The organism is Acidobacteriota bacterium (assembly GCA_016716715.1).
Taxonomy (GTDB): Bacteria; Acidobacteriota; Thermoanaerobaculia; order UBA5066; family UBA5066; genus Fen-183.
This window is the reverse complement of sequence record JADJVE010000003.1, coordinates 251,806-275,595: the sequence shown is the minus strand read 5'-3', so window position 1 is coordinate 275,595 and position 23,790 is coordinate 251,806. Positions and strand designations below refer to the sequence as shown.

Sequence of the window (23,790 nt, the reverse complement as noted above, 5' to 3'; positions counted from 1 at the left end):
AGAAAGAGGAAGAGAAGATTTCTATGAAGGTTGGAACGCGGGTCGCGGCGGGCGGGGTCGGTGCGCTTCTTGGCGCGCTTCTTCTGCTCGGTTCGGGATGCTCGGGTCCGGGCGCCCGTTTCTCGAAGTCCCAGACGCTCGGCGGCAAGCGCGTTTCCGCCCGCCGCCTCAACCACGGCCGCGAGCTGTTCGTGACGTACTGCGCCGCATGCCACGGCCTCGAGGGCGACGGGAAGGGACCGGCCGCCGTCGGCCTCCGCCCGCCGCCGCGCAACTTCAAGCAGGGGCAGTTCAAGTTCGCGGCCGTCGCGAGCGGCCAGCTCCCGAACGACGAGGATTTCCTGAATACCATCCAGATGGGCCTTCACGGTACCGCCATGCTCCCCTGGAACGACGTGCCGGAGCGCGACCTCCTCGACATCGTCCAGTACCTCAAGACGCTCTCGCCGAAGTGGGCCGAGAAGACTGCCGGCGAGCCGATCGTCCCGTCCCCCGACCCGTACGGCGCCGCGCGGAAGGCCGAAGCGATCACGCGTGGGATGAAGGTCTACCACGGCTTCGCGCAGTGCCTCTCGTGTCACCCGGCCTACGAGACGCCGGCGACGATCCAGGCCGCGAGCCTCGAACTCAGCAAACGCGAGACGACGCTGCGGCCCGACCCGTACCACGCCTCTCCCAAGGAAAGCGACTACGGCTTCAAAATCATGCCGCCCGACTTCACGCGCGACCACGTCCGTTCGGGCGAGGCGCTGACCGACTTCTACCGCACGATCGCCTCGGGCATCGGCGGCACGGCGATGCCGACGTGGAAGGGCGCCCTCCCCGAGGAGGACATCTGGGCGATGGCGTACTACGTGCGGTCGCTCATCGACATCAAGAACACGCCCGAGGCCGACGCGCGCCGCGCCAAGCTCGTCGCGATGGCGCCGCCGGAAGCGACGACCGCCTCCCGATGACGCCCGCCGCCGCCCCCGCCTTCGACGTCCCCGCCCCGCAACGCCTCGCAGCGCGGCTTACGGGGAGCGTGTGGTTCTGGGCGGTGTTCGTTTTCGCGGTCTTCGCCGTCCCGGTCTTCCGCTCCGTGACGCGGCCGCTCCCTGCCGCGCCGCCCGTGCTCGGCGACCTCCCCGCCTTCGCGCTCGTCGACCAGCAGGGCCAGCCCGTGACGGCCGAGAGCCTGCGGGGGTTCGTCGTCCTCGCCGAGTTCGTGTCCGCGGAGCGCTTCGCCGAGAAGCCCACGGCGGCCGCGTCGCTCGTCCGCCGCATGCGCAACACGGGCGGCTCCGTCCGGATCGTGAGCTTCGTGGACGCGCCGCCGGGCTCGCCGCCCTGGTGCGACGCGGACGCGGCCCGCGCCGCGCTGCCCCGCTGGATTCACGCGAGCGGCGGCCTCGCCGGCTTCGAGGCCGCGGCCCGGAAGGCGTCGGGCCTCCCCGACGACCTGCCCCTGTGGGGCCGTCTCCTCCTCGTCGACGCGCGCGGCCGGATCCGCCGCGTCGCCGTGCCCCTCAAGCCGGAGCTCGACCAGCTCATGCGCGACACCGGATTTCTCGTGAACATGGAAGGACGTTGAATGAGCGCACCGTCTGAGGCCTTCCTCGCCGCACCGGGAGCCACGCCCCGAAACGCGCCGACCTTCGGCGCCGCCACGACCGGCAAGGTCGGAATGTGGGTCTTCCTCGTCACGGACGCGATGACGTTCGCGGGCCTCCTCCTCGCCTACGCGATCCTCCGGGCCGGCAACCCGAAGTGGCCCCTGCCGTCCACCGTCCTCGGGATTCCGTTCACGGGCATCATGACGTTCGTCCTGATCCTCTCGAGCGTCACGATGGTCCAGGCGCTGGACGCGGCCAAACACGGCGAGCGCCGGCAGACCGCCCTCTGGCTCTTCGCCACCGCGCTCGGCGGAGCGTTCTTCCTGGGCGGGCAGGTCTACGAGTACGCGCACCTCATCCACCACGGGTTCACGCTGCCCTCCGGCAACTTTCCGGCGACCTTCTACGTGGTCACGAGCTTCCACGGCGCGCACGTCTTCACGGGCGTCTGCTACCTCCTGATCACGGCGATCGGGGTCCTGCGCGGAAAGTTTCTCGACAACGGCGCGAACGTCGTCGAGATCACGGGGCTGTTCTGGCACTTCGTCGACCTGATCTGGATCCTCGTCTTCACGTTCATCTACCTCATCTGACGGGAGCGCCCATGAGCGACCACGCCTCGACCCACGACGATTCCCCGGCCGCATACGTCCGCTTCGGGCCCCTGAAGATGCGGCGCGAGTACTTCATGGTCCTCATCGTCCTTTCCGTGCTGACGGTCGCGGAAATCGGCGTCGCGAGCCTCAAGATGGACCGCCGCGTCATGGCGGTCCTGCTGATCGGGATGGCCCTCACGAAGGCGGCTTACGTCGGCCTCTACTACATGCACCTCAAGCACGAGAAGCGGGGTCTGCTCTGGATGGCCGCGATCCCGCTCCCGCTTGCCGGCCTCTACGCCGCCGCCCTCATGCTCGACGGCGCGCACCTGCTGCGCGTCGCGACGCTCCCGTGGGTCCACCACTGAGGCGCGCCGTGACCCAAACGCTTCGCGCCGCCGCCCTCGCCGCCCTCGTGGCCGGCGGCGTTCTGTCCGCGCCGGCGGCGCACGCGTGCCCGTCCTGCTCGGCGAGTTCGTCGCCGAAGGAGCCGAACGTCTGGCCGGTCGTCGGCGCGTTCATGCTCGTCCCCTGGGTTCTCGCGGCCGGCGCGGTCGTGATCGTCCGCCGCAACTCCCGCTCGGCATAGACTTCCGCCCGTGCGGGCGCCCGCGGGCGCCCCGGAGGAGTCTCATGCCGCACGCCCGACGCGCCGCTGCCGGCGCCGTCCTCGCCCTGACCGCCGCCCTCACCGCGGCTCTCGCCCTCCCGCTCGCCGCGGCCGACGCTCCGAAGACCGCGGCCCCGGAGAAGGTCACGTCCGTCGAAGGAGTCACCGAATACCGGCTCGCGAACGGCCTCCGCGTGCTGCTGTTTCCCGACCCGTCGAAGCCGACGATCACGCTGAACATCACGTACCTCGTCGGCTCGCGGCACGAGGGCTACGGCGAGTCGGGCATGGCCCACCTGCTCGAGCATCTCGTCTTCAAGGGCACGCCGAAGCACCCGAACATCCCGCAGGAGCTCACGGCGCACGGCGCCCGCCCGAACGGCACGACGTGGTTCGACCGCACGAACTACTTCGAGACGTTCGACGCGACGGACGTGAACCTCGAATGGGCGCTCGACCTCGAGGCCGACCGGATGGTCAATTCGTTCATCGCGAAGAAGGACCTCGACACCGAGATGACGGTCGTCCGGAACGAGTTCGAGGCCGGCGAGAACGACCCGGGCGGAGTTCTCATCGCGCGCGTCTTCTCGACGGCCTATCTCTGGCACGGCTACGGCCGCGACACGATCGGGGCGCGCTCGGACCTCGAGAACGTTCCGATCGAGCGCCTCCAGGCCTTCTACCGGAACTACTACCAGCCCGACAACGCAGTCCTCGTCGTCGCCGGCAAGTTCGACGAGGCGAAGACCCTCGCCCTCGTCCAGAGGACCTTTGGTCCGATCCCGAGGCCCTCGCGGACTCTCTACCCGACGTACACACTGGACCCGACCCAGGACGGCGAGCGCGCCGTCACGCTGCGCCGCGTCGGCGACGTGCAGCTCGCCGCGGCCGCGTACCACATCCCCGCGGGCAGCGATCCGGACGCGCCCGGCCTCGACCTCCTCGCGTTCGTGCTCGCCGACACGCCGTCGGGCCGCCTTCACAAGGCTCTCGTCGAAACGAAGAAGGCGTCGTCCGTCTTCGATTTCTCGCCCCCCGTCAAGGAGCCCGGGCTTCTTCTCTTCGGGGCCGAGGTCCGGCAGGACCAGTCCCTCGACGAGGCGCGGGACATCCTCCTGAAGACCGTCGAGGACGCCGCTGTCCGCGCGCCCACGAAGGAGGAGGTCGAGCGCGCCCGCACGCAGCTCCTCAAGCAGATCGATCTCGCGCTGAATGACGCCTCCCAGATCGGGCTCCGGCTCTCCAACTGGATCGCGAAGGGCGACTGGAGGCTCTTCTTTCTGTACCGCGACCGGCTCAAGGCCTACCCGGTCGAAAGCGTCGCGAAGGTCGCCGCGGCGTACCTCAAGCCCTCGAATCGCACGCTCGGTCTCTTCGTCCCGACGGCGAAACCGGACCGCTCCGAGGTCCCGCCGCCCGCCGACGTGGCCGCGATGCTGAAGGGCTACACGGGCGCGGCCGCCGTCCAGACCGGCGAGGCGTTCGACCCGTCGCCCGCGAACGTCGAGGCCCGCACGAAGCGACCGACGCTGCCCTCCGGCATGAAGGTCGCGCTGCTTCCGAAGAAGACGCGCGGCGGGTCCGTGCGCGGGTCGATCACGCTCCACTTCCGCGACGTCGCGAGCCTCACGGGCAGGACCGCCGTCGCCGACCTCACGGCCGACATGCTCGAGCGCGGGACGGCGAAGAAGACGCGCCAGCAGATCCAGGACGAGATCGACCGCCTCAAGGCCCGGCTCAGAATCCTCGGCGGAACCGGCACGATGGCCGTTTCGATCGAGACCACGCGGGAGAACCTCCCGAAGGTCCTCGACCTCGTCGCCGAGATCCTCAAGGAGCCCTCCTTCCCCGCCTCCGAGTTCGAGATCCTGCGTCAGGAGAACCTCGCCCAGATCGACCAGATGAAGACGGAGCCGCAGGCCGTCGCCCAGACGGCCTTCATGCGGCGCCTTCGCCCGTACCCGAAGGGCGACCCGCGGTACACGTCGACGCCGGAGGAGAGCCTCGAGGAGTACAAGGCCGCGACGCTCGATCAGGTGAAGACGTTCTGGAAGGAGTCCTACGGCGCGTCGAACGCCGAGGCCGTCCTCGTGGGTGACTTCGACGAGGCCGCCGTGTCCTCCCAGCTCGCGAGCCTCTTCGGGGCGTGGAAGAGCCCCAGCCCGTACACGCGCGTCCCGAGCGTCTTCAAGGACGTCCCCGCCGACACGCTGAAGTTCGAGACGCCGGACAAGGCGAACGCGATGTTCTTCGCCGGGCAGAACCTCGCCCTCCGCGACGACGACCCGGACTACCCGGCCCTCCTCCTTTCGAACTACATGTTCGGCGGCGGCTTCCTGAACTCGCGCCTCGCCGTGCGGATCCGGCAGAAGGACGGCCTCTCGTACGGCGTCGGCTCCGGACTCGAAACCGGAATCCAGGACGTCTCGGGCCGCTTTACCGTCTACGCGATCCACGCGCCGCAGAACACCGCGAAGCTCGAAACGGCGGTGCGCGAGGAGATCGACCGCGCGCGCAAGGACGGGTTCACGGCCGAGGAGTTCGCGGCCGCGAAGTCCGGATGGCTCCAGGGACGGCAGGTGAGCCGGTCGCAGGACGGCGAGCTCGCCGGCCTCCTGCAGCGCCACCTCTTCAACGGCCGGACCCTCGCGTGGGACGCGGAGCTCGAGAAGAGGGTCGGCGCCCTCACCGCGGATCAGGCCGGCGCCGCGTTCCGCAAGTGGATCGACTCCGCGAAGATCTCGGTCGTGAGGGCCGGCGATTTCGCGAACGCGAAGGCGGGGGCGAAGTAGCGGCGTGCACGCCGAAGAGGCCGCCGCCCTCGCGACGCTCCACGTCGGGAGCCGTTACGAGATTCTCGAGCCGATCGGCGCGGGCGGCTACGCGGCCGTCCTGAAGGTGCGCAGCCGCGCGAACGGGCGGCTCGAGGCTCTCAAGATCACGACGGTCGCCCCGGGCGCGGACCCGGACGCGGTGCAGCGCTTCCGCGAGGAGACGCGGATCGCGGCCGGGCTCGACCATCCCTCGATCGTCAAGGTTTGGGCGTCGGGCGGCGAGGGCGAGGTGCTCTGGTACGCGATGGAGCTCGTCGAGGGGCCGAGCCTCGCCCAGAGCAGGGGCCGCCCGTTCGCCGCCGAAGCGGCCGCGCGCCTCGGTGAGGCGCTCGCGGACGCGCTCGCGTACAGCCACGCCCGCGGCGTCCTCCACCGCGACGTCAAGCCCGAGAACGTTCTTCTCGACCCGGAGGGTCGGCCCAGGCTCATGGATTTCGGCATCGCGAAGAGCGAAGACAGCTCGGTGCGGACGAAGACGGGGTTTCTCGTCGGCTCGCCCGCGTACGTTTCTCCGGAGCAGCTCTCGGGGACTCCGCTCGACGGCCGCACGGACGTCTACTCGCTCGGGACGACGCTGTTCGAGCTGCTCGCCGGCCGGCTCCCGTTCCGCTCGCGCGGCATCGAGGACCTCGTACGCCGGCTCGACGACGAGGCACCGCCCCTTTCGAAATACCTCCCCGAGGTGGACCCCGACCTCGAGCGCATCGTCGGCAAGGCTCTCGCCCGCGACCGGAACGCGCGCTACGACGCGGCGGGGCTGCGCGACGCGCTGCGGGCGTTCCTCGCGCGGGAGGCCGGAGGCCTCGCCCTCTCCGCGCCTCCCGCGCCCTCGGCGCCGTCCGAAAAGCGGCTCGCGCGGGCCGCGCTCATCGCGGCTCTCGCGCTCGCGGCCGCGGTCGTCGCGATCCTCGTCGCGCGCTGAACCCGGCGCGCCGGAAGCCGTCGTACACTCCCGGAACTTCGGCGGACGTGAGACGCCGCCACGCAATGAAGGGGCCCCGATGAACCTCATGAAGCGAGTGATCCCGATCCTCCTCGTCCTTGCCGCGACCGCACCGTCGTTGGCCCAGACCGACGCACCCGCAACGACGCCGGCGTGCAAGTGCCCGTGCCCGTGCCCCGAGCCGCCGCCGCCGCCGCTCACGGGATCGCTCGGCGCCGGCCTCTCGATCACGGGCGGCAATTCGGAGACGACCGCGTTCAACCTCGCGTTCGGCCTCGTCTACGACCCGAAGACGCACAGCCTCTTCAAGGCCGACGCGTTCTGGCTCTACTCGAGGTCGGACGGCGAAGCGACCTCCGACAAGGCGACCGCCTCGCTGCGTTACGAGTACAAGATCACGGAGCGGGCCTACGCGTTCGGTCAGCTCTCCTACCTCCGCGACCGGTTCAAGAACGTCACGTACCTCGTCACGCCGATGGTCGGCGCCGGGTACTACGTCGTGAAGCAGAAGGCCCTCGAGCTCTCCCTCGACGGCTCCGTCGGCGGCGCGTTCGAGAAGGACTCGGGCTACGACGCGACGTCGAGCGGCGCCTTCGCGGCGGGCGAGCAGTTCCTCTGGAAGTTCTCGCCGTCGGCCGCGCTCACGCAGAAGGCCCAGGGCCTCTGGAAGATGAACGACACGTCCGATTGTTTCTACCACTTCGAGATCGGCCTCGCCGCGACGCTCACGAAGGCGTTCGAGATGAAGGTCTCGTACCTCGTCGACTACAAGAACAAGCCGCTTCCCGAAACGCTCAAGAAGACCGACACGGCCTTCATCGCGACGATCCTCTACAAGTTCTAGGCCGTTCCGTGCGGCAACCTCAGCTGTCGCAGGGTCCCGACGTCGGCATCGTCAGGAGCGGGCGCTGGCCCAGCGGGCCCACGATCGTCCACTCGATCGTGTAGGAGAGAGATTCGCCCGGACCGTACATCCACTCGACGACCGTCTGCAGGCGGTCGGCGTCGGGCTTCGTCTTGACCCTCGCGTACCGGTACGCGTTTTCGGGTGCCGTGTTGCCCGGCGCGTCCAGCTTCGACTGCGCCGCGACGATCTTCGTCTCCGTCACCTTGTAGCCTTTGCCGAGGAAGACGCCGAGGCCGAGGGTGTCCTCGCCCGAGGTGGACACCCACGGCTCGCCGTCGCTCGAGCGCGGGCTGTTTCCGCCGAACTTCGCGTTCGCCGCCTGCAGGCCCGCGGCGTTCGCGCCGAGGAAGGGCGCCACCGCGTCGATCGAGAGCGTGATCTTCACCTGCTGCCCGGCGCCCAGGACGCCCGCGAAGGTCTTTGAGGCGTTCGGGAGACCCGCGGCCAGGAAGGTGAGCGTGACTGTCTTGCCGTCTGCACCGAGGCGCCACTTGTCCGCGTTGTTCGAGGAGTTTTTCAGGAACATCTTCTCCGCACCGTTCTCGTCCGGAAAACAGCAGATGCCCAGGGGGCCGTCACTCTCGAGCGGGCCGCCGTAGTCGAGCCCGCAGGGCCCGCTGACCTTGTATGTGACCTCGCCCGCGGCGTAGGCCTTCGGCGCCTTTACCTTGAGCGTGGCGTCGACGTCCCAGGCAGAGAGGAAGGCGCTGGTGATCTCGAGGGTCGGCGGGCCGGAGGGCGGCGCGGTTTTCCGGCCCTTCGTGTCCGGGGGCGCGGTCGGCTTGTTCTTCTCGCCGTATCCTCCCCGGCCCTGGACGATCTGGGCCACCACGCTGCCGCGGTTGCCCCTCGCCCGCCCACGGGACTCGAGAAGGGCCGCCATCTTCGCCTTGAGCTGGGGATCGGTAGCGAGAAGCCCGTTCGTCTTGATGCGGTCAGCGACGCCCGGCGGAATCGCCGCGACTGCTCCCTTCGCGATCACCTTCATGTTACTGGCCGTGGGCGTCGGCCAGGGGTTCTGGTTGAGCTGGGCTCGCGCCGCTGGCGCGGCGAGAACGACCGCAATGAGGACGAGAGACGGCGTCTGGCGCAGGATCATCGGTTCTCCTCTTTCACTTCGCGGGCGGCTTCGGCGCGGGCTTCGCCGCCGGGGCCGCCGGCGCCGCCTTCGCGCGCGTGTAGTGGTACTCGAGGAACGGCCTCACCAGCTCTCCCGTGAGCTTCTCCTCGAAGATCTCGTAGTACTCGTCGTTGCTCATCTTCACGAGGCGCATCGCGACGTCCGCGGATTCTCCCCAGATGTAAAACGTCCCCGCGAGCGTGAGCCGCTCCTCGTCCCAGCCCCGCGTCGAGACGAGTGCGGAGTTCGTGCTGCGGCCGACGCTCGAGAAGAACTGCCAGCGCCAGATGCGCTGGTACGGGTCGAACCCGAGGAGTTCGACGGCGTCCTCGCCGAGAGGACCTTCGCCCTTGTTCCGCGACACGAGCCAGCGGCTGCCGAGCTCGAACCGGGTCGTGCGCGTCGCCTTCCCGACTTTCTCGCCTTCCACCTTCGTCGCGTGGGTCCTGACCACCGCGTCCCACGTGCCCGTCAGCCAGCTGACGGCCGCGAGGGCCTCGGGCTGGGTGGTCGCGAGCTTGCGGATGTCCGGGTTCTCGGCCCACTTGCGCTGGACGCGCTCGATGACGGTCGGCGGCTCGTCGCCGAAGACCGGAGCGGCGAGGAGGGTGAACGGCGCGGCGAGCAGGGCGGCGAGGAGCTTGCGGCTGTTCATGGCCGCAATTCTATTGGACCGTCGAAGAAACAGCCTTCCAAAAGGTGGAACCCTTCGCCTGAAATCTCCCTGATGCACCTGGCTCACCTGCGGTAAATTCCGCCGGCCCCGATGTTGGGAGAGACATGATCAAGCAAGGGGAGGAGCATCCCATGTACCGCACGCAGTCCGTAACCGAGCTCGAGCGCTCCTGGGCCAACGACCTGAGGTGGAAGGGGATCGTCCGCCCCTACACGGCGCAGGAGGTCGACCGCCTGCGCGGGACCGTTCAGCTCGATCACTCGATCGCCCGCATGGGCGCCGAGCGCCTCTGGAACCTCCTCCACACCGAGAAGTTCGTCCGCGCCCTCGGCGCGCTGACGGGCAACCAGGCCGTCCAGCAGGTGCAGGCGGGGCTCAAGGCCATCTACCTCTCGGGCTGGCAGGTCGCGGGCGACGCGAACGATGCGCTCACGATGTACCCGGACCAGAGCCTCTATCCCGTCACGTCCGTCCCGACCGTGATCCGCAAGGTCAACAACGCCCTCATGCGCGCGGACCAGATCCAGCACATGGAGGGGAAGACCGACATCTACTACTTCGCGCCGATCGTCGCGGACGCCGAGGCCGGCTTCGGCGGCCCGCTCAACACGTTCGAGCTCGTCAAGTCGATGATCGAGGCCGGCGCGGCCGGCATCCACCTCGAGGACCAGCTCTCGTCCCTCAAGAAGTGCGGGCACATGGGCGGCAAGGTCCTCGTCCCGATCCACGACTTCATCCAGAAGCTCATCGCGGCGCGCCTCGCGGCCGACGTCACGGGCGTCCCGACCGTCTTCATCGGGCGGACGGACTCCCTCGGCGCGAACCTGATCCGCGGCGACATCGACAAGGTCGACCAGGACTTCCTCACGGGCGACCGGACGGCGGACGGCTTCTACATCGTCAAGGGCGGCCTCGACTACGCGGTCGCGCGCGCCTGCGCGTTCGCGCCGTACGTCGACCTCATCTGGTGCGAGACCGGAACGCCGGACATCGGCGAGGCGAAGGCCTTCGCCCAGGGCGTCCACGAGAAGTTCCCCGGCAAGCCGCTCGCGTACAACTGCTCGCCGTCCTTCAACTGGAAGCGCAAGCTCTCCGACGCGGAGATCGCCGCGTTCCAGGAGGAGCTCGGCGCGATGGGCTACAAGTTCCAGTTCATCACGCTCGCGGGCTTCCACACGCTGAACGCTTCCATGTACGACCTCGCGCACGGCTACAAGGCGCAGGGCATGACGGCCTTCGTCAAGCTGCAGGAGCACGAGTTCGAGATGGAGAGGACCGCGGGCTTCCAGGCCGTCAAGCACCAGCGCTTCGTCGGCGCGGGCTACTTCGACCAGATCCAGATGACCGTGACCGGCGGCGAGGTCTCCACGTCGGCCCTCAAGGGTTCGACGGAAGAAGAGCAGTTCTACGCCGGAGCCGAGAAGAAGGACCACTGACCTCGAAACGGGCCGCGGCGTAAGATTTCTCCCATGAGAAACGCCGCGGCCCTCCTTCTCCTCCTCCTTGCGGCAGACGCCGCCCTCGCGCAGCAGCAGGCTCCCACGCCGATCCCCCAGAGCGTCGTCGTGCCGTCCCTCCCGGACGAGAAGAACAAGGAGGGCGTCGTGCGGCCGGGAGCCAGCCAGAAGACGGACGGCGGCGGCTGGGTGCAGACGAACGTGGGCCCGATCGACCCGAACGCGCCGAAGACCGCGGCCCCCGCGGCCGCCGCGCAGCCGCCTGCCGGCGCCGCCCCCGGGCCCGGCATCGTAGCTCCGGCGATGCCGCTTCCTCCCGAGAGCGGCCCGACGGGCAAGGCCGTCGTGGGCGCCGCGAACATCACGCTGCGCGGAGTCGTCAAGGCCTACGAGAAGGGCGTCTCCGTCACGATCACCGAGGCGAACGGCAAGGACCGCACCGTGCTCCTCGCGGACAAGGCCGCCGTGTACGAGGGTGTCGCGGCCGGCGACAAGGTCACCCTGCGCGTTCCGCTGCAGAAGCCCGCCGACGGCAAGCACGCGGATCGTGTCGAAAAACAGAAGGTGTCGAAGACCCCGCCGCCGTCGAAGTTCTCGCAAGCTCAGTCGCCGAAGAGCTGAGCCTCGTGGGCTCCTGGACTCCCCCGCCCGGGCAGGCGGCGCGGCCCGCGCCGCCGTCGCGATTCGACGCGGGACGGCCCGCTCCGCCGGCCGGGCCTTCCGGGACGACGATCCTTCTCCTGCTCGCCGCCGTCGCCGCGGCCGCCTGGTTCCTCACGCACCGGCCGCAGCGCGTCGCGAGCGCGGCTCTCCCGCGCCTGACGGCGGAAGGCGCGAGCACCGGCGAGACGGGGTCGGCCGAGCGCTGCGGCGGCGAGAAGGGCTGCCTGATCGTCTACGTCGCGCCGTGGTGCGGGCCGTGCAAGCAGTCGCTCCCGCACGACCGCGCGCTCGCCGACCTCGTGAAGACGCGCGGGATCGAGACGACGTTCGTCGTCGGGATGGACTCGCTGCCGAAATGCCAGGAGATGGCGCGCGCGATCGGGCGCGAGGTCCTCGTGGACGAGAAGGGAACGTGGGCGAAGAAGATGGGCATCAGCGGCGTCCCGCACTTCCTCGTGACGGGCACGGACGGCCGCGTGAAGAAGCGCCAGGCGGGAGCGCTACTCGGCGCCCCAGAGGAGTTCGCGCGGCGGCTGGGGCTTTGAGGGCGGCGCAAGGGCCGTTCGGGGCCTACATTGGCCGGATGAAACGCGCCCTGCCGGCCTTCTTCGTGGCGATGGCCCTGCCCGCCGCAGGCCAGCAGAAGATTCCGGCCGCCGAGCAGCACCTGACGGCGCCGTCGGCGCCCGGCCAGGCCAACAAGGAGATCGTCGCCCAGCCGGGCGCGACGCTGAAGCAGGCGAGCTGCGGTCGGGTCCTGCAGGGAGAGCCGGCGCAGCGCCCGGCGGTCAATTCGGCGGCGGCCGCGCGCGCGGGGTCGTGGGCGCCCCCAACCGGAGGATCCGGCGAGAGTTTCTACGTCCCGCCGCCCCCTCCAGCGGACTCCGAGCCCACGGGACCCGCCCTCGTCGAGTCCGCGTACCTCACGCTGCGCGGCACGCTGGCCTCGTTCGACAAGGGACTCGTCACGATCGTGGACCGCAACGGGCGCTCCCGGACGGTCCCGCTCGCCCGCGGCGCGCGCGTGGATGGCGGCCTGAAGGCCGGCGACCTCGTGGCCCTGCGGGTCCCGCTCGAGGACGACCCGGCCAACAAGGCCGCGAGCCGCGTCGAGAGGCAGAAGCCCGTCGCGCCGCCCGCGATGTCGTTGCCGTCGTCGAAGTTCGCGCAGGCGCAGTCCGCGGCGCGCTGACGGGCCCTAGTTCGCGATCTGGCCCAGGGTCCTGACGAGCGGCTCGCTGGAGATCTTCATCAGGCCGCTGAAGGGCTGGTCCAGTTCGAGGAGCAGGAAGATCGCGCCGGAGACCGAGACGGCCGAGATCGCCAGGGAGAGGGCGGCGGTCGTGTTGTCCGGCGCGATGAGGCTGAAGCTGACGAAGATGAGCACGAGCCACGTGACGACGACCGTCAGGAGCAGCGTGGAGATGGACGGGATCGACTGAAACAGCAGCAGTTCCCGGGACTGGCCGAGGTCGGCGAGGACGGCCACGGCCTGTTCCTTGAGGATTCGCTGCGTGTCGTTCTGCGGGGCGAGCCGCAGAACGGCGGAGAAGACCTCGTTCCCTGCGTTTCGTTCCGGAGCCAGCTCGATCCGGGAGTCTTTTTCTTCAGGCCAGATCCGCCGGACGGCTCTCTCGTTCATGGCGCGGATCCGGGAGCGGACTTCCACCGCCTCCGGCCCGTATTCTGCGAGCAGCCGGTCGAGATAGGCGACCCGGGCGGCCATCTGAATGACCTGCCCTCTCGAAGCATCGTAGGAAGTCTTCGCCGAGCTCACGAGCAATCCCATGAGAAGGGCGGTCATGGTCGCGACCAGCCCCGCCGCCAGCTTGATGGTGTCCCGCGTCTCGGCACCCTGATGGTCCAGGGGAAGGACTCGCCGCAGCCGCCTCCCGGCCATCACGGCGACGAGAAGACCGGCCGCGACAATTCCGGCGGTGAGCGTTGCATTCATCGCGACGTTCCTCCCCTTCCACTCGACGCCCGGCATTTTAGGGGCATCGGTTTGCGGGAGTCCCGTCGACGAAAGACTGGAGCCGAAGCCCGGACTTGAACCGGGGACCTACTGATTACGAATCAGTTGCTCTACCAACTGAGCTACTTCGGCTCTCTTCCGAAGGGAACGGGAGTCTAGGCGGACGAGGAAAGCCCGTCAAGGAAGCGGGCCTGCCGGCTCAGCGCGGCTCGAGCCCGATCTCGAAGTCGGCGGACGCCGCCGCCGTGTCGCGGGCCGCGGCCCGCGCCTGGGACTCCGCGGGAGGCGCGATCGGCTCGAACACCATGCCGCGGACGAACGCGTCGAGGCGCGGGTCGGCGGCTGCCGCGCCCACCCGCGAGAGGGCCGTCACGCGGCCCGACGCATCGAGCGTCACGCGGTAAACGGCGGCCCCGCGCGCGGGAGGCGGGTTGTCCGGCGCCCGGCGGAGGGACCAGCGGCGCACCGCGTCGCCGCGCACGGACACGGTCCAGCCGCGCGGCGTGCGGCTCCCGGCGGCCCCGAGGGAACCGCCTGCGGCTGGAGCGGCGGCGGGGGCAGGTGCCGCGGGAGCCGGCGCCGCGTCCGCGAGCGCCCCCGCATTCGTCACCTTCGCGGGCGCCTGCTGGCGGAGGCCATCGATCACGCCGGCCTCGTCGCGGTCGACTTTCTGCTTTGGGGCGGCCTCGGCGACGACGTTGGACAGCGAAGACGCCGCCGCGCTCTCGTTCTGGCGCGCGACCTCGAGCTTCGCCTCCGCCTTCTTCTGGCCGGCTTCTTCCGCGGGGGCATCCCGGCGCTTCTCGTCGGCTTCCGGAGCAAACTTCTGATTCTTCTCGGCGTCCTTCGCGTCCCCGGGCTGAACTTCCTTCGCGCGCTCCTTCGCGAGCTCCCGCGCGCGCGCGGGCTTCGCCTCGGCGATCAAGGCCTGGGGAGCCGGGGCGGCGGGCGTGGCCGGGTTGTAGAGGTAGACGTCCACCGGGCCCTCCGCGAGGCGCTTCGGCGCCGGGCGGAGGATCGCGATCGACGCGCCGACGATGCCGAGGATGACGAGCGCGGCCTTCGCGAAACCGGGCGCCGGGAAGAACCCGATGCGTCCGCCGAGCGATCCGGGACGCCCGCGCTCGGCGACGTTGGAGTTCACGCGGGTCGCGAGGGCGAACGGCGTCGCGGGCTCCGGCAGGGCCTTCACGTCCGCGACGAGCGCGGCGAGCTCGGCCTTGCGGCGGGCGGCGGCGGGGTCGAGGGCGACGAGACGTTCGAGCTGCTGCTCCTCCTCCGGCGAGAGGTCGCCGTCGAGGGAGCGCGAGATGAGGAGGTCGAGCTCCTCCTCGGAAAGACGCGGGACGTCGGGACGGGCGCTCACGAGAGTTTCTCCTTCAGCAGGGCGCGCCCGCGCGCGAGGCGGCTCCGCACGGTTCCGACCGGAACGCCGAGCACGTCGGCGACTTCCTCGTACGAGAGGCCTTCGAGGTCGCGCAGGACGACCGCCGCGCGGAACTCGTCGGGCAGGGCGGCGACGGCCGCGCGCAGGCGCCGGCGGCGCTCGGTCAGGAGGGCGTTCTCCTCGGGGGAGAGCGCCGGGTCGGCGGCGTCGTCGAGGGACGCGAAGACGTCGCCCTCTCGCGTCTTCCCGGGCTTGAACACGGCGCGGAGGCGCGCGAGCCTCCCGTGCCGGGCGCGCGCGCGGTTCAGGGCGATCGCGTAGAGCCACGTCTTGAGGCTGGCCTCGCCGCGGAAGCGCTCGAGCCCGTGGTACGCCCGGAGGAACGTCTCCTGAACGACGTCCTCGGCCTCCGAGGGCCCGACGAGGCGGGCCGCGAGCGAGAAGACCATGCCGGAGTAGTGGCGCACGATCTGCTCGAAGCCGAGGACGTCCCCGGAGAGGAAGCGGCTGAGGGCCCGCTCGTCGCCGGGCCAGTCCCGGTCACTGGCGTGGATCGAGGCGCTCACGGGCGCGATTCTCGCACCCGCATCGTTCGCCCGGGAGGCTTCGAAGGCGAGGATTCGCGCCGGCACGGCATGGTCTCCAGCGCGTTGGACCCCGGGCTGGCCGGGAAGTTCCCGGCCAGCCGATCAGCTCTCGCTCACTTCTTTCCTTCCGCCTCGAGCGCCGCCTCGGCCGCCCGGAGCATGGGCTTGACCGAGAGGGGCTCGCCGGTCGCGTTCTTCATCCAGAGGTCCGGCGTGACCGAGCCGAACTTCGAGACGCGCTCGAACTCCTCGCCGAGGGGCCGGCCGGACTTCTCGAAGCGCTCCTCGACCTGGTTCGCGATGAGGTGGCCGAGGACGTAGTCCGGAAGGTAGAGGAAGTAGCCGACCATGTGCGAGTAGACGCCGGGCAGCGTCGCGTCCTTCCCGCCGAGGACTGGCGCGTAGTAGCGGTTCCAGACGTCCCGCGAGATCGCGACCGTCGCGTCCTTCAGCGCCGCGGGAGTGGCGTCGGGGTGGTCGTACATCCAGTGCCAGACGCGCATGTCGACGAGCGCGGGCCCGGCGATCTCCCACGTCTGCCAGAGCTCGTTCAGCGCCCGGAGCCGCTTCGCTTCGGCTCCGGGAGCCGGCAGCCCGAGGAGCTGCAGGTCCCGCGCCTGGAAGACGAACGCGAGCGCCTCGGTGAACGCGGTGTTCGGCACGCCCGCAAGGAGCCAGTGATCGACCTCGTACAGCGAGAAGAGCTGCTCGACGTTGTGGCCCATCTCGTGGACGGCGATGTTGTAACCCTTGTAGTCCATGCCGCCCGGCTCGACGCGCGTCCGGAGGTGCGGAACGTCGCCCTTCCTCTGCGCACCGAGCGCGTGGCCCGAGCCCCGCGACGGGTCGACGACGATCCGGTCCGCGAGCCAGCGCGCCTTTTCCTTTGTGAAGCCGAGGTCCTCGAAGAGGCGCGGCAGGTCGGCCTTGTAGGCCTCGGCCGTCGGGTACTTCGCCTTCGTGAGCGCGTCGAGCTCGCCTTCCGGATGCGCGGCGCGCGGGCGGAAGCCGTCGTACCAGACGTCGAACGGCTCGAGCTTCCGCCCGAGGCGCTTCTCGATCACGGACGCGATGCGGGGGATCAGCGGCGACGTCAGGATCTCCGTGAACAGCGCGTCGACGCGCGCCTCGGGAATCTCGCGGTCCACGTCGAAGCGGCGGCGAATGAGCGTGGGCTCCGTGGGCGAGTACGGGTCCGCGGCGCGCGCCGCCCGGAAGCACGCGAGGAGCCGCTCGTAGCGCGTGTCGGGCTCGCGGTCGGCCCCGGCGGGCTTCGGCCGCCCGCCCGTCTCGACCTCCGACGGCGGCGCCGGTGTGACCGCGTTCGTGAATGGGTCCCAGTCGACCGCGGGGTTGTCGACGACGGCGGCCGGAATCGTCTGCGTCACGATGCGATCCATGACCTTCGCGACGAGGCGCTGCTTCGCGGGGCCGTCCTTCGACGCGTAGTTCGCCTTGATCTCGTCGCGAAGGTTCCAGTGCGAGAGGAGCTTCAGCCCCTTCGGCCAGAGCCGCGCCCCCTTCGCGTCCACGACGTGGTGCATCCAGACGTTGTACTCGGCGATGTAGAGCTCGGCGTCCGCCGCGGCCTGCGCGAGCCCCTGCGCGACGTCCGCCGGGACGCGCGTCTCGAACCGGCGCGCGAGGCGCGCCTCGGCCCACTGCCGCCGCGTCCACGCCCCGCCCTTCTGGATCCGCTCCTCGAGCGTCGAGAGCGGGAAGTTCAGAAGCGCGACGAACGCGATCTTCTGCGCGAAGAGGTCCTCGCCGACGTGGGACGCGGGCTCCCACGCGCCGAAGAGCCGGTCGACCGGGAGAATCGGTCCCATCTCGATCACGGTCCGCCGCGAGAGGTCGCGGCCGATCTCGGCCATGTGCCCGTCCAGCGACTCGAGGTTCTCCTCGAAGCGCACGAGGAGTCCGTCGAGGACCTTCGGGTCGGACGCGAAGTTCTCCTTCGCGAAGAGCGCGAAGGCCGCGCCGTCGCCGTCGGAGGAGCGCCAGAGGGACGCGGCCTGGTCCACGCCGCGCTCGATGCGCGGGCGCTGGGCCTCGCCGTGGGACTGAAGAAGATCCGTTTTCGCCTGCGAGATGGCGGAGGCCGAGAGGACGGCGGCAATCAGGGTGGCAGCGATCATCCGCCGATCCTATCGGAGGAGCGCCTCCCGGGTGACCGCGTGGCGGTGCGCGAACATGCGCACGACGTCCGGGCGCACGAGGAGGACGTCGACGAGGCGGCCGCCGAGATGCGCGAGCGGGACCTCGTACGTGACGCGATCCACGAGACGGCCATCCGTGAAGACGTGCTCGTGCCGCCAGGACGCGAACGGCCCCTTCTCCTGCACCTCCACGAAGCGCGACTCGGGCTCCCACGCCTCGATGAGGGAGACCCACCTCAACCAGACTCCGAACTGCTTCACCCGGATCACGACGCGGACCCCGGCTCCCATCGACGCGGGCCGATCGACGACGCGGACTTCCTTGCCGGGGGGCGTGAGGCGTTCGAGGACGCGGGGGTCGCCGTGGAAATCCCAGATTGCGCGCTGCGTCACACCGGGCAGGTCGAGGGCGAATTCGAGGGTCGGCATTTGACTTTCGCTTTTTCCGATGCTGTCATATTCGCGTTTAGAAGGATCGCCCCGCCGCCGTTCATCTCCCCACCATCTTCAGGCCCCGCTGGCCGCGCAAGCGGTCCGCACAACCGTATCTGAATAGAAAGTAAGAATAGGACTCGTTCTCATGAAGCTCTACGTTGGAAACCTTCCCTACTCCGTCAACGACAACGTCCTGCGCTCCACGTTCGAGGCTTACGGTGCCGTCGAGTCGGCGCGCGTCATCTCCGACCGCGAGACCGGCCAGTCGAAAGGCTTCGGCTTCGTCGAGATGGCCGACGGAGACGCCCAGAAGGCCATGAGCGCCCTGAACGGTCAGGAGCTCGACGGCCGCGCGCTGCGCGTCAACGAGGCCCGCCCGCAGGAGCCGCGCACCGGCGGCGGCGGCGGCGGCGGCGGCCGCGGGTACGGTGGCGGTGGCGGCGGCGGCTACGGCCGCGAGCGCTACTGACGCTTGACATCGACCTCCGGCTTCTCTACCGTCCTCCGACCATGACGGTCCGCTCCGCCTCCGCTGCGTCCTGCATGTGCATGTGCATGTGCATTCCTTGCGCCTCGCGCGAGGTGGACGGAGGCTCGACGACCTAAGCGTCCTCGAACCAAGCGGCCCGAGCCAGACTCGGAATCCCGACCGGCCCTCTCGCACGAGAGGGCCGGTTTTTTTGTGCCTTGAGATCGAAAACGACGAAGGAGAAGCCCATGACGACGACCGCCGCCGAACCGAAAGCCCGCTACCGCCCCGGCACGCTCGCCGTTCACGCCGCGCAGGAGACGGCCGACCCGGCGACGAACGCCCGCGCCGTCCCGATCTACGCGACGACGTCGTACGTGTTCAACGGACCGGACCACGCCGCGAGCCTCTTCGGCCTGCGCGAGTTCGGGAACATCTACACGCGCCTCATGAACCCCACGACGGACGTCTTCGAAAGGCGGATCGCCGAGCTCGAGGGCGGCGTCGCGGCCGTGGCGACGGCGTCCGGGCAGGCGGCGCAGACGCTCGCGCTCCTGAACCTCGCGCAGGCGGGCGACACGATCGTCTCGTCGTCGGCGCTCTACGGCGGGACGTTCACGCTCCTCCAGCACACGCTGCCGCGCCTCGGGATCAGGACGAGGTTCGTGGACGCGAACGATCCGAAGAAGGTCGCGGCCGCGATCGACGCGACGACGCGCGCCGTCTACGTGGAGACGATCGGCAACCCGAAGCTCGACGTGCCGGACTTCCGCGCCCTCGCGGACGTCGCGCACGCCGCCGGCGTCCCGCTCGTCGTCGACAACACGTTCGCGACGCCGCTCCTCTGCCGGCCGATCGAGCACGGGGCGGACGTCGTCGTCCAGTCGGCCACCAAGTGGATCGGCGGCCACGGGACCGCGATCGGCGGCGTCGTCGTGGACGGCGGGAACTTCGACTGGGGCTCGAATCCCCGGTTCAAGAGCTTCTACCGCGATCCCGAGCCCGCGTACCACGGCCTGTCTTTCGCCGAGGCCTTCGGCGCCGCCGCGTTCGCCGTGCGTCTGCGCGTCGTCCTCCTGCGCGACGTCGGCGCGTCCCTCTCCCCGTTCAACTCGTTCCTCTTCCTGCAGGGGCTCGAGACGCTTCCTCTCCGCATCGCCCGCCACAGCGAGAACGCGCTCGCCGTCGCGCGCTTCCTCGAGGCGCATCCGGCCGTCGCCTGGGTGCGCTACCCCGGCCTGCCGTCGCACCCGGCGCACGAGACCGCCGCGCGCTACCTCGACGGCGGGTACGGCGGCGTCCTCACCTTCGGCGTGAAGGGCGGCGAGGACGAAGCGAGGGCCGTCATCAAGGAGGCGAAGCTCTTCTCGCTCGTCGCGAACGTCGGCGACGCCAAGAGCCTCGTGATCCACCCGTGGTCGACGACGCACGAGCAGCTCGTCCCGGAGGACCGCCTGCGCGCGGGCGTCACGCCCGACCTCATCCGCCTCTCCGTCGGGATCGAGGACGTGAGGGACCTCACCGAGGACCTCGACCAGGCGCTGCGCAAGGCGGTGCGAACGTGACCGCCGGCGCCCCCCTCACGCCCCGCTTCCACGTCACGCCGCGCTTCGCGCTCGAGTCCGGCGAGGTCCTGCGCGACGTGCGGCAGGCGTACGTCCTCGAAGGAACGATCAACGAAGCGAAGGACAACGTCGTCCTCGTCTTCCATTCGCTCACGGGGTCCCCCGAGACGCACGGCGGATGGAAGGGAAGCGTCATCGGGCCGGGGAAGGCCGTGGACACGGACAGATGGGCCGTCCTGTGCCCCAACCTGCTTGGCTCGTGCTACGGCACCGAATTCAAAAGACTTCTTAGAAGGGTTGGGAAGGCCGACGCGCCACCCACGATCACCACGCGCGACCAGGCGCATCTCGTCTTCTTACTCATAGAATCTCTCGGAATTTCCTCTCTGGCTCTCGTCACCGGCGGCTCGCTCGGCGGAATGGTCACATTGGAGTTCGCGGCGTCCTTCCCCTCTATCTTCCGCGCCGCCGTCGTCTTCGCGGCGCCCGCCGCGCACACGGCGTGGGCGATCGGCTGGAACCACGTCCAGCGCCGCGCCCTCGACGCGGGCGGGCCGGAGGCAGGGCTCGCGGTCGCCCGGATGGCCGGCATGCTCACGTACCGCACGCCGGAGGAATTCGAGGGCCGCTTCGGCCGGCAGGGCGGCGCGGACGAGCGGTTCGCGGTGCAGTCGTACCTGTCGCGCCACGGCGCGAAGCTCGTCGCGCGCTTCGACGCGAAGAGCTACCGGACGCTCCTCGACGCCATGGACGCACACGACGTCGGCCGCGGGCGCGGCGGCGTGGCGGCCGCGCTCGCCGCGGCGGGCGCGCGCCTGACGGGCGTCGGGATTCCGGGCGACGGCCTCTACCCCGAAGCCGTCGTGAAGGGCTGGGTAAAGGAGGCCGGCGCGACGTACGCAGAGCTCGCCTCGTCGCACGGGCACGACGGCTTCCTTCTCGAGACGGAGGCCGCCGGCGCGCTCCTCGCGGCCGCGCTCGCGGAGGCGCCCGCGCGCGTCAGTTCTCGGGCGGAGGCGGCGGGAGCGGGACGGGGGTCTTCTTCTTGGGCGGCCGCGCGGTGATGAGGAGGCCCGTGCCCGCCATGCTGGTCTTGCCGGCGGTCGCGAGGTCGCCCGTCTGGACGGCCGGGCCGAGTACGAAGGGCACGGGCTCGCCGATCGTGAGGACCTCGTCGTCGTCGAACTTCAGGATCGGCCGCGCCTTGGTCTCCGGCTTGCCGCCGCCCTCGGGACGCGTGTCCGCGTAGCCGAATACGTCGACGGCTTCCTTGAGGCCGACGAGCTTCGGGACCGAAACGACCGACGGCCCCGAGACGACGAACGGGACCGCGCTCTTCGCGACGGGTTTTCCGTCCTTCGAGATCTCGACGAACGCCGTGCCGTACGCCGTCGCCGGGACCTGGAAGCTGTAGATCCCCTTCGCCTCCTCGATGACGCTCACGGGCTTGCCGCCGAAGAGGACCTGCGCGCCCGCGGGCACGGTCGTGCGGATCGTGACGCGCGTGCTCGCCGCGCCGACCTTCGGCTCGAACTCGATTCCGTCCTGGGCGACGCCGGAGAGCCCGGCGAGGACGGCGGCGGCGCATACGGGAGCGAGAAGACGTCTCACGCCCCCCAATGTACGCTTCCCGGCCGGGTCCCGCAAACGGCCGTGAGACGATACCGCGCCGTGGCGGACTTCCCGCTGTCCCTCGTGATCGGTTTTCTCGCGGGGTTTCTCGGCGCGATCCCTCCGGGTCCGCTGAACGTCACGGTCCTGCGCAAGAGCCTGCTCGGACGGCGCCGCGAGGCCTATCGCGTCGCGTCCGGCGGTTCGGCCGTGGACATCCTCGTCTGTCTCCTGATCGGCTTCGGCCTCGGGTGGATCCTCGAGAAAGTCGCCACGAACTTCTGGGTCCGGACGGCCCTCGCGCTCTTCCTCGTGGCGTACGGCCTGAAGCTGCTCCTCGTCGACCGGCGCCGCGACAAGCTCGCGCTCGCCGCGGGCTCCGTCGAGCCGAACGGCACCGGCGAGACTTCGGCTCCGGCGCCCGGACCCGTGGGCCTCCGGTTCGTTCTCACGGGCCTCCTTCAGGGCGCGGCGAACCCCGCGCTCTTCGTGAACTGGACGATCCTCATCTCCTTTCTCGTGAGCCACCGGCTCTTCGTCCCCTCGGCGACCTCCGCGCTCGGCTTCGCGCTCGGCGTCGGCGCGGGCGTCTTCGCGTGGTTCGCGCTCCTGATCGAGCTCGTGGACCGCTGGAAGGACAAGGCCGGCGCGTGGGTCTCGCGCTCCACCGTCCTCGCCGGAATTCTCCTCGTGGCGTTCGGCGTCTTCTTCACGTGGCGCTCGTTTGCGGTGACGTGATGGCGACGAACGAAGGCTTCGCCGGCATGCGGCTCTCCACGAGGCTCGGCCTCACGTGGGCCGGCATCCTCGTCCTCGCGGCGATCGCGCAGACCCTCGTCTACTTCCAGACGCGCAACGAGACGCTCGACGAGGCCGACGCGTCGTACCAAGCGATTGCGAAGGCGATCGAGGTCGGCCAGACGCAGATCGGGCCGGAGGGCTGGAAGGACCCGAAGGTCCTCGAGGACTACACGGCCGCTCTCGGCGCCCGCGGCCTGCGCGACATCAAGGTCACGGACGAAGCGGGCAAGCCGCTCTTCGAGCCGACGCCGTCCGCGAGGCGGCGCGCGAAGAAGCCCGACGGGCCGAAGGACATCGTCATCTCGGGGGTGATCGGCTCGGGCCCGACGAACCGGAGCCTCACGGTCCCGATCGTCGTCGAGGGGCGCCTGCGCGGCCACGTCGAGATCGCGTACAACCTCGAGAACCTCCGGGCGCAGCTCGAGGACAACTTCCGGCGCCGGCTTTTCGCGCTCCTCGGCGTCTTCGCGCTCGGCCTCGCCGTGATGCTCGTCATCACGCGCAACGCGACGCGGCCGCTCGACCAGCTATCCGACGGCGCCGCGCGCGTCGCCGAGGGGCATCTCGACGTCACCGTGCCCGTGGACCGCGACGACGAGGTCGGGCGCCTCGCCTCGACGTTCAACCGGATGACGGAGAAGCTGCGCGAACGGCAGGAGCTCGAGCTGCGCCTCGCCGCCGCCGAGAAGCGCGCGGAGATCGGCCACCTCGCCTCGGGCCTCGCGCACGAGATCAAGAACCCCCTGAACGCGCTCTCGCTCGGGCTCGACGTCCTCCGGCGCCGGCACTCGCCCGCCGACCCTTCCGCCGTCGCCGAGTACGGCAGCCGGATCGAAGCCCTCCGCGAGGAGATCAACCGCCTTGCCGTTCTGATCAACAACTTCCTCGCGTACGGGCGGCCCCTCGAGCTCACGTTCGCGCCGACCGACCTCGCGGCCGTCGTCGCCCGGACTCTGGCCGACCTCGCCGAGACCGCGGAGCGCGCGCACGTGACGTTCGCCGTGCGGCTGCCCTCCGCGCGGCCGAGCGTCTCGGCGGACGCGAACCTCCTGAAGTCGTCGGTCTGGAACCTCGTCCAGAACGGGATCCAGTCCATGGAGCGCCACGGCGGCACTTTGGCCGTCGCCGTCGACCCGGAAGAGGGCGGGGCCGACGGCCCGCTGCGCCGTCTCGTCCTGTCCGTCACGGACGAGGGGGCCGGGCTCTCCGAGGCGGACCTGCCGCGCCTCTTCGACCCCTACTTCTCGAAGAAGGAGGGCGGCGTGGGCCTCGGCCTCGCGATGGTCAAGCGCATCGTCGAGGAGCACGGCGGCCGCGTGACGGCCGGGAACCGTTCGGACGGGCGGCCGGGCGCCGTCTTCCGGATTTCGCTCCCCGTGGCCGGCTGAGGGTAATCTCCG

25 protein-coding genes and 1 tRNA gene are annotated in these 23,790 nt (G+C 70.1%); 17 read left to right on the top strand and 9 right to left on the bottom strand.

Annotated features, from left to right (window positions below; translation table 11 throughout):
- Positions 1-23: 23 nt before the first annotated feature.
- From IPL89_06145 to IPL89_06110, 8 genes are all read left to right on the top strand, one after another.
- Positions 24-956, top strand: coding sequence for a c-type cytochrome (locus IPL89_06145; GenBank protein ID MBK9062762.1), 933 nt, complete (start codon positions 24-26; stop codon positions 954-956).
- Positions 953-1,573 carry a hypothetical protein gene (locus IPL89_06140; GenBank protein MBK9062761.1) on the top strand — a complete coding sequence of 207 codons (621 nt, stop codon included), beginning with the start codon at positions 953-955 and terminating at the stop codon, positions 1,571-1,573. Before IPL89_06145 ends, IPL89_06140 begins: the two co-directional genes overlap by 4 nt.
- Complete coding sequence (locus IPL89_06135; protein ID MBK9062760.1) at positions 1,574-2,188, top strand: heme-copper oxidase subunit III; 615 nt, start codon at positions 1,574-1,576, stop codon at positions 2,186-2,188.
- Positions 2,189-2,199: 11 nt separating this feature from the next.
- Positions 2,200-2,559, top strand: coding sequence for a cytochrome C oxidase subunit IV family protein (locus IPL89_06130; GenBank protein MBK9062759.1), 360 nt, complete (start codon positions 2,200-2,202; stop codon positions 2,557-2,559).
- 8 nt (positions 2,560-2,567) lie between these two features.
- Positions 2,568-2,780 carry a hypothetical protein gene (locus IPL89_06125; protein ID MBK9062758.1) on the top strand — a complete coding sequence of 71 codons (213 nt, stop codon included), beginning with the start codon at positions 2,568-2,570 and terminating at the stop codon, positions 2,778-2,780.
- A gap of 44 nt (positions 2,781-2,824) precedes the next feature.
- Entirely contained in the window at positions 2,825-5,593 is a 2,769-nt protein-coding gene (locus tag IPL89_06120) for an insulinase family protein (GenBank protein ID MBK9062757.1), read from the top strand.
- Positions 5,594-5,597: 4 nt separating this feature from the next.
- Positions 5,598-6,557, top strand: a complete 960-nt coding sequence (locus tag IPL89_06115; protein MBK9062756.1) for a serine/threonine protein kinase — start codon at positions 5,598-5,600, stop codon at positions 6,555-6,557.
- A gap of 79 nt (positions 6,558-6,636) precedes the next feature.
- Positions 6,637-7,422, top strand: coding sequence for a DUF481 domain-containing protein (locus tag IPL89_06110; GenBank protein ID MBK9062755.1), 786 nt, complete (start codon positions 6,637-6,639; stop codon positions 7,420-7,422).
- Positions 7,423-7,441: 19 nt separating this feature from the next.
- On the opposite strand, the gene IPL89_06105 is transcribed toward IPL89_06110, so the two are convergent.
- Positions 7,442-8,584, bottom strand: coding sequence for a hypothetical protein (locus IPL89_06105; protein MBK9062754.1), 1,143 nt, complete (start codon positions 8,582-8,584; stop codon positions 7,442-7,444).
- A gap of 13 nt (positions 8,585-8,597) precedes the next feature.
- Positions 8,598-9,260, bottom strand: a complete 663-nt coding sequence (locus tag IPL89_06100) for a DUF1579 family protein (GenBank protein ID MBK9062753.1) — start codon at positions 9,258-9,260, stop codon at positions 8,598-8,600.
- A 152-nt stretch (positions 9,261-9,412) separates the two neighbouring features.
- Here IPL89_06100 and aceA point away from each other — a divergent pair, with 152 nt between their 5' ends.
- The 4 genes from aceA to IPL89_06080 are packed head-to-tail and all read left to right on the top strand — an operon-like array spanning position 9,413 to position 12,593.
- Complete coding sequence (gene aceA, locus IPL89_06095; GenBank protein MBK9062752.1) at positions 9,413-10,717, top strand: isocitrate lyase; 1,305 nt, start codon at positions 9,413-9,415, stop codon at positions 10,715-10,717.
- Between the two features lie 33 nt (positions 10,718-10,750).
- Positions 10,751-11,359 carry a hypothetical protein gene (locus IPL89_06090; GenBank protein ID MBK9062751.1) on the top strand — a complete coding sequence of 203 codons (609 nt, stop codon included), beginning with the start codon at positions 10,751-10,753 and terminating at the stop codon, positions 11,357-11,359.
- Between the two features lie 5 nt (positions 11,360-11,364).
- Entirely contained in the window at positions 11,365-11,946 is a 582-nt protein-coding gene (locus IPL89_06085) for a redoxin family protein (GenBank protein MBK9062750.1), read from the top strand.
- Positions 11,947-11,984: 38 nt separating this feature from the next.
- Complete coding sequence (locus IPL89_06080; protein MBK9062749.1) at positions 11,985-12,593, top strand: hypothetical protein; 609 nt, start codon at positions 11,985-11,987, stop codon at positions 12,591-12,593.
- A gap of 6 nt (positions 12,594-12,599) precedes the next feature.
- Here IPL89_06080 and IPL89_06075 read toward each other — a convergent pair whose 3' ends face one another.
- The 6 genes from IPL89_06075 to IPL89_06050 form a co-directional block, all read right to left on the bottom strand.
- A complete protein-coding gene (locus IPL89_06075) occupies positions 12,600-13,355 on the bottom strand; it encodes a DUF4239 domain-containing protein (GenBank protein ID MBK9062748.1) in 756 nt (251 codons plus the stop codon).
- Between the two features lie 77 nt (positions 13,356-13,432).
- Positions 13,433-13,508 (bottom strand) — tRNA-Thr (locus tag IPL89_06070).
- Positions 13,509-13,575: 67 nt separating this feature from the next.
- Positions 13,576-14,742 (bottom strand): hypothetical protein, encoded by a 1,167-nt coding sequence (locus IPL89_06065; protein ID MBK9062747.1) that lies wholly within the window; start codon positions 14,740-14,742, stop codon positions 13,576-13,578.
- Positions 14,739-15,329 (bottom strand): sigma-70 family RNA polymerase sigma factor, encoded by a 591-nt coding sequence (locus IPL89_06060; protein ID MBK9062746.1) that lies wholly within the window; start codon positions 15,327-15,329, stop codon positions 14,739-14,741. The genes IPL89_06065 and IPL89_06060 overlap by 4 nt, the downstream gene beginning before the upstream one ends.
- 134 nt (positions 15,330-15,463) lie before the next feature.
- Complete coding sequence (locus IPL89_06055) at positions 15,464-17,488, bottom strand: hypothetical protein (GenBank protein ID MBK9062745.1); 2,025 nt, start codon at positions 17,486-17,488, stop codon at positions 15,464-15,466.
- 9 nt (positions 17,489-17,497) lie between these two features.
- On the bottom strand, positions 17,498-17,938 hold the full coding sequence (locus IPL89_06050) for an SRPBCC family protein (protein ID MBK9062744.1): 441 nt from the start codon (positions 17,936-17,938) through the stop codon (positions 17,498-17,500).
- Between the two features lie 151 nt (positions 17,939-18,089).
- On the opposite strand from IPL89_06050, the gene IPL89_06045 reads away from it, so the two are divergent.
- From IPL89_06045 to IPL89_06035, 3 genes are all read left to right on the top strand, one after another.
- Positions 18,090-18,413: an RNA-binding protein gene (locus tag IPL89_06045; protein MBK9062743.1), complete on the top strand. Its 324-nt coding sequence runs from the start codon at positions 18,090-18,092 to the stop codon at positions 18,411-18,413.
- Between the two features lie 248 nt (positions 18,414-18,661).
- Positions 18,662-19,978, top strand: a complete 1,317-nt coding sequence (locus tag IPL89_06040) for an O-acetylhomoserine aminocarboxypropyltransferase/cysteine synthase (protein MBK9062742.1) — start codon at positions 18,662-18,664, stop codon at positions 19,976-19,978.
- Complete coding sequence (locus tag IPL89_06035; protein MBK9062741.1) at positions 19,975-21,042, top strand: alpha/beta fold hydrolase; 1,068 nt, start codon at positions 19,975-19,977, stop codon at positions 21,040-21,042. The genes IPL89_06040 and IPL89_06035 overlap by 4 nt, the downstream gene beginning before the upstream one ends.
- On the opposite strand, the gene IPL89_06030 is transcribed toward IPL89_06035, so the two are convergent.
- Entirely contained in the window at positions 20,978-21,589 is a 612-nt protein-coding gene (locus IPL89_06030) for a hypothetical protein (GenBank protein ID MBK9062740.1), read from the bottom strand. The genes IPL89_06035 and IPL89_06030 overlap by 65 nt on opposite strands.
- Before the next feature lie 42 nt (positions 21,590-21,631).
- On the opposite strand from IPL89_06030, the gene IPL89_06025 reads away from it, so the two are divergent.
- Complete coding sequence (locus IPL89_06025) at positions 21,632-22,327, top strand: LysE family transporter (protein ID MBK9062739.1); 696 nt, start codon at positions 21,632-21,634, stop codon at positions 22,325-22,327.
- Positions 22,327-23,778, top strand: coding sequence for a HAMP domain-containing histidine kinase (locus IPL89_06020; GenBank protein MBK9062738.1), 1,452 nt, complete (start codon positions 22,327-22,329; stop codon positions 23,776-23,778). The genes IPL89_06025 and IPL89_06020 overlap by 1 nt, the downstream gene beginning before the upstream one ends.
- Positions 23,779-23,790: the final 12 nt, after the last annotated feature.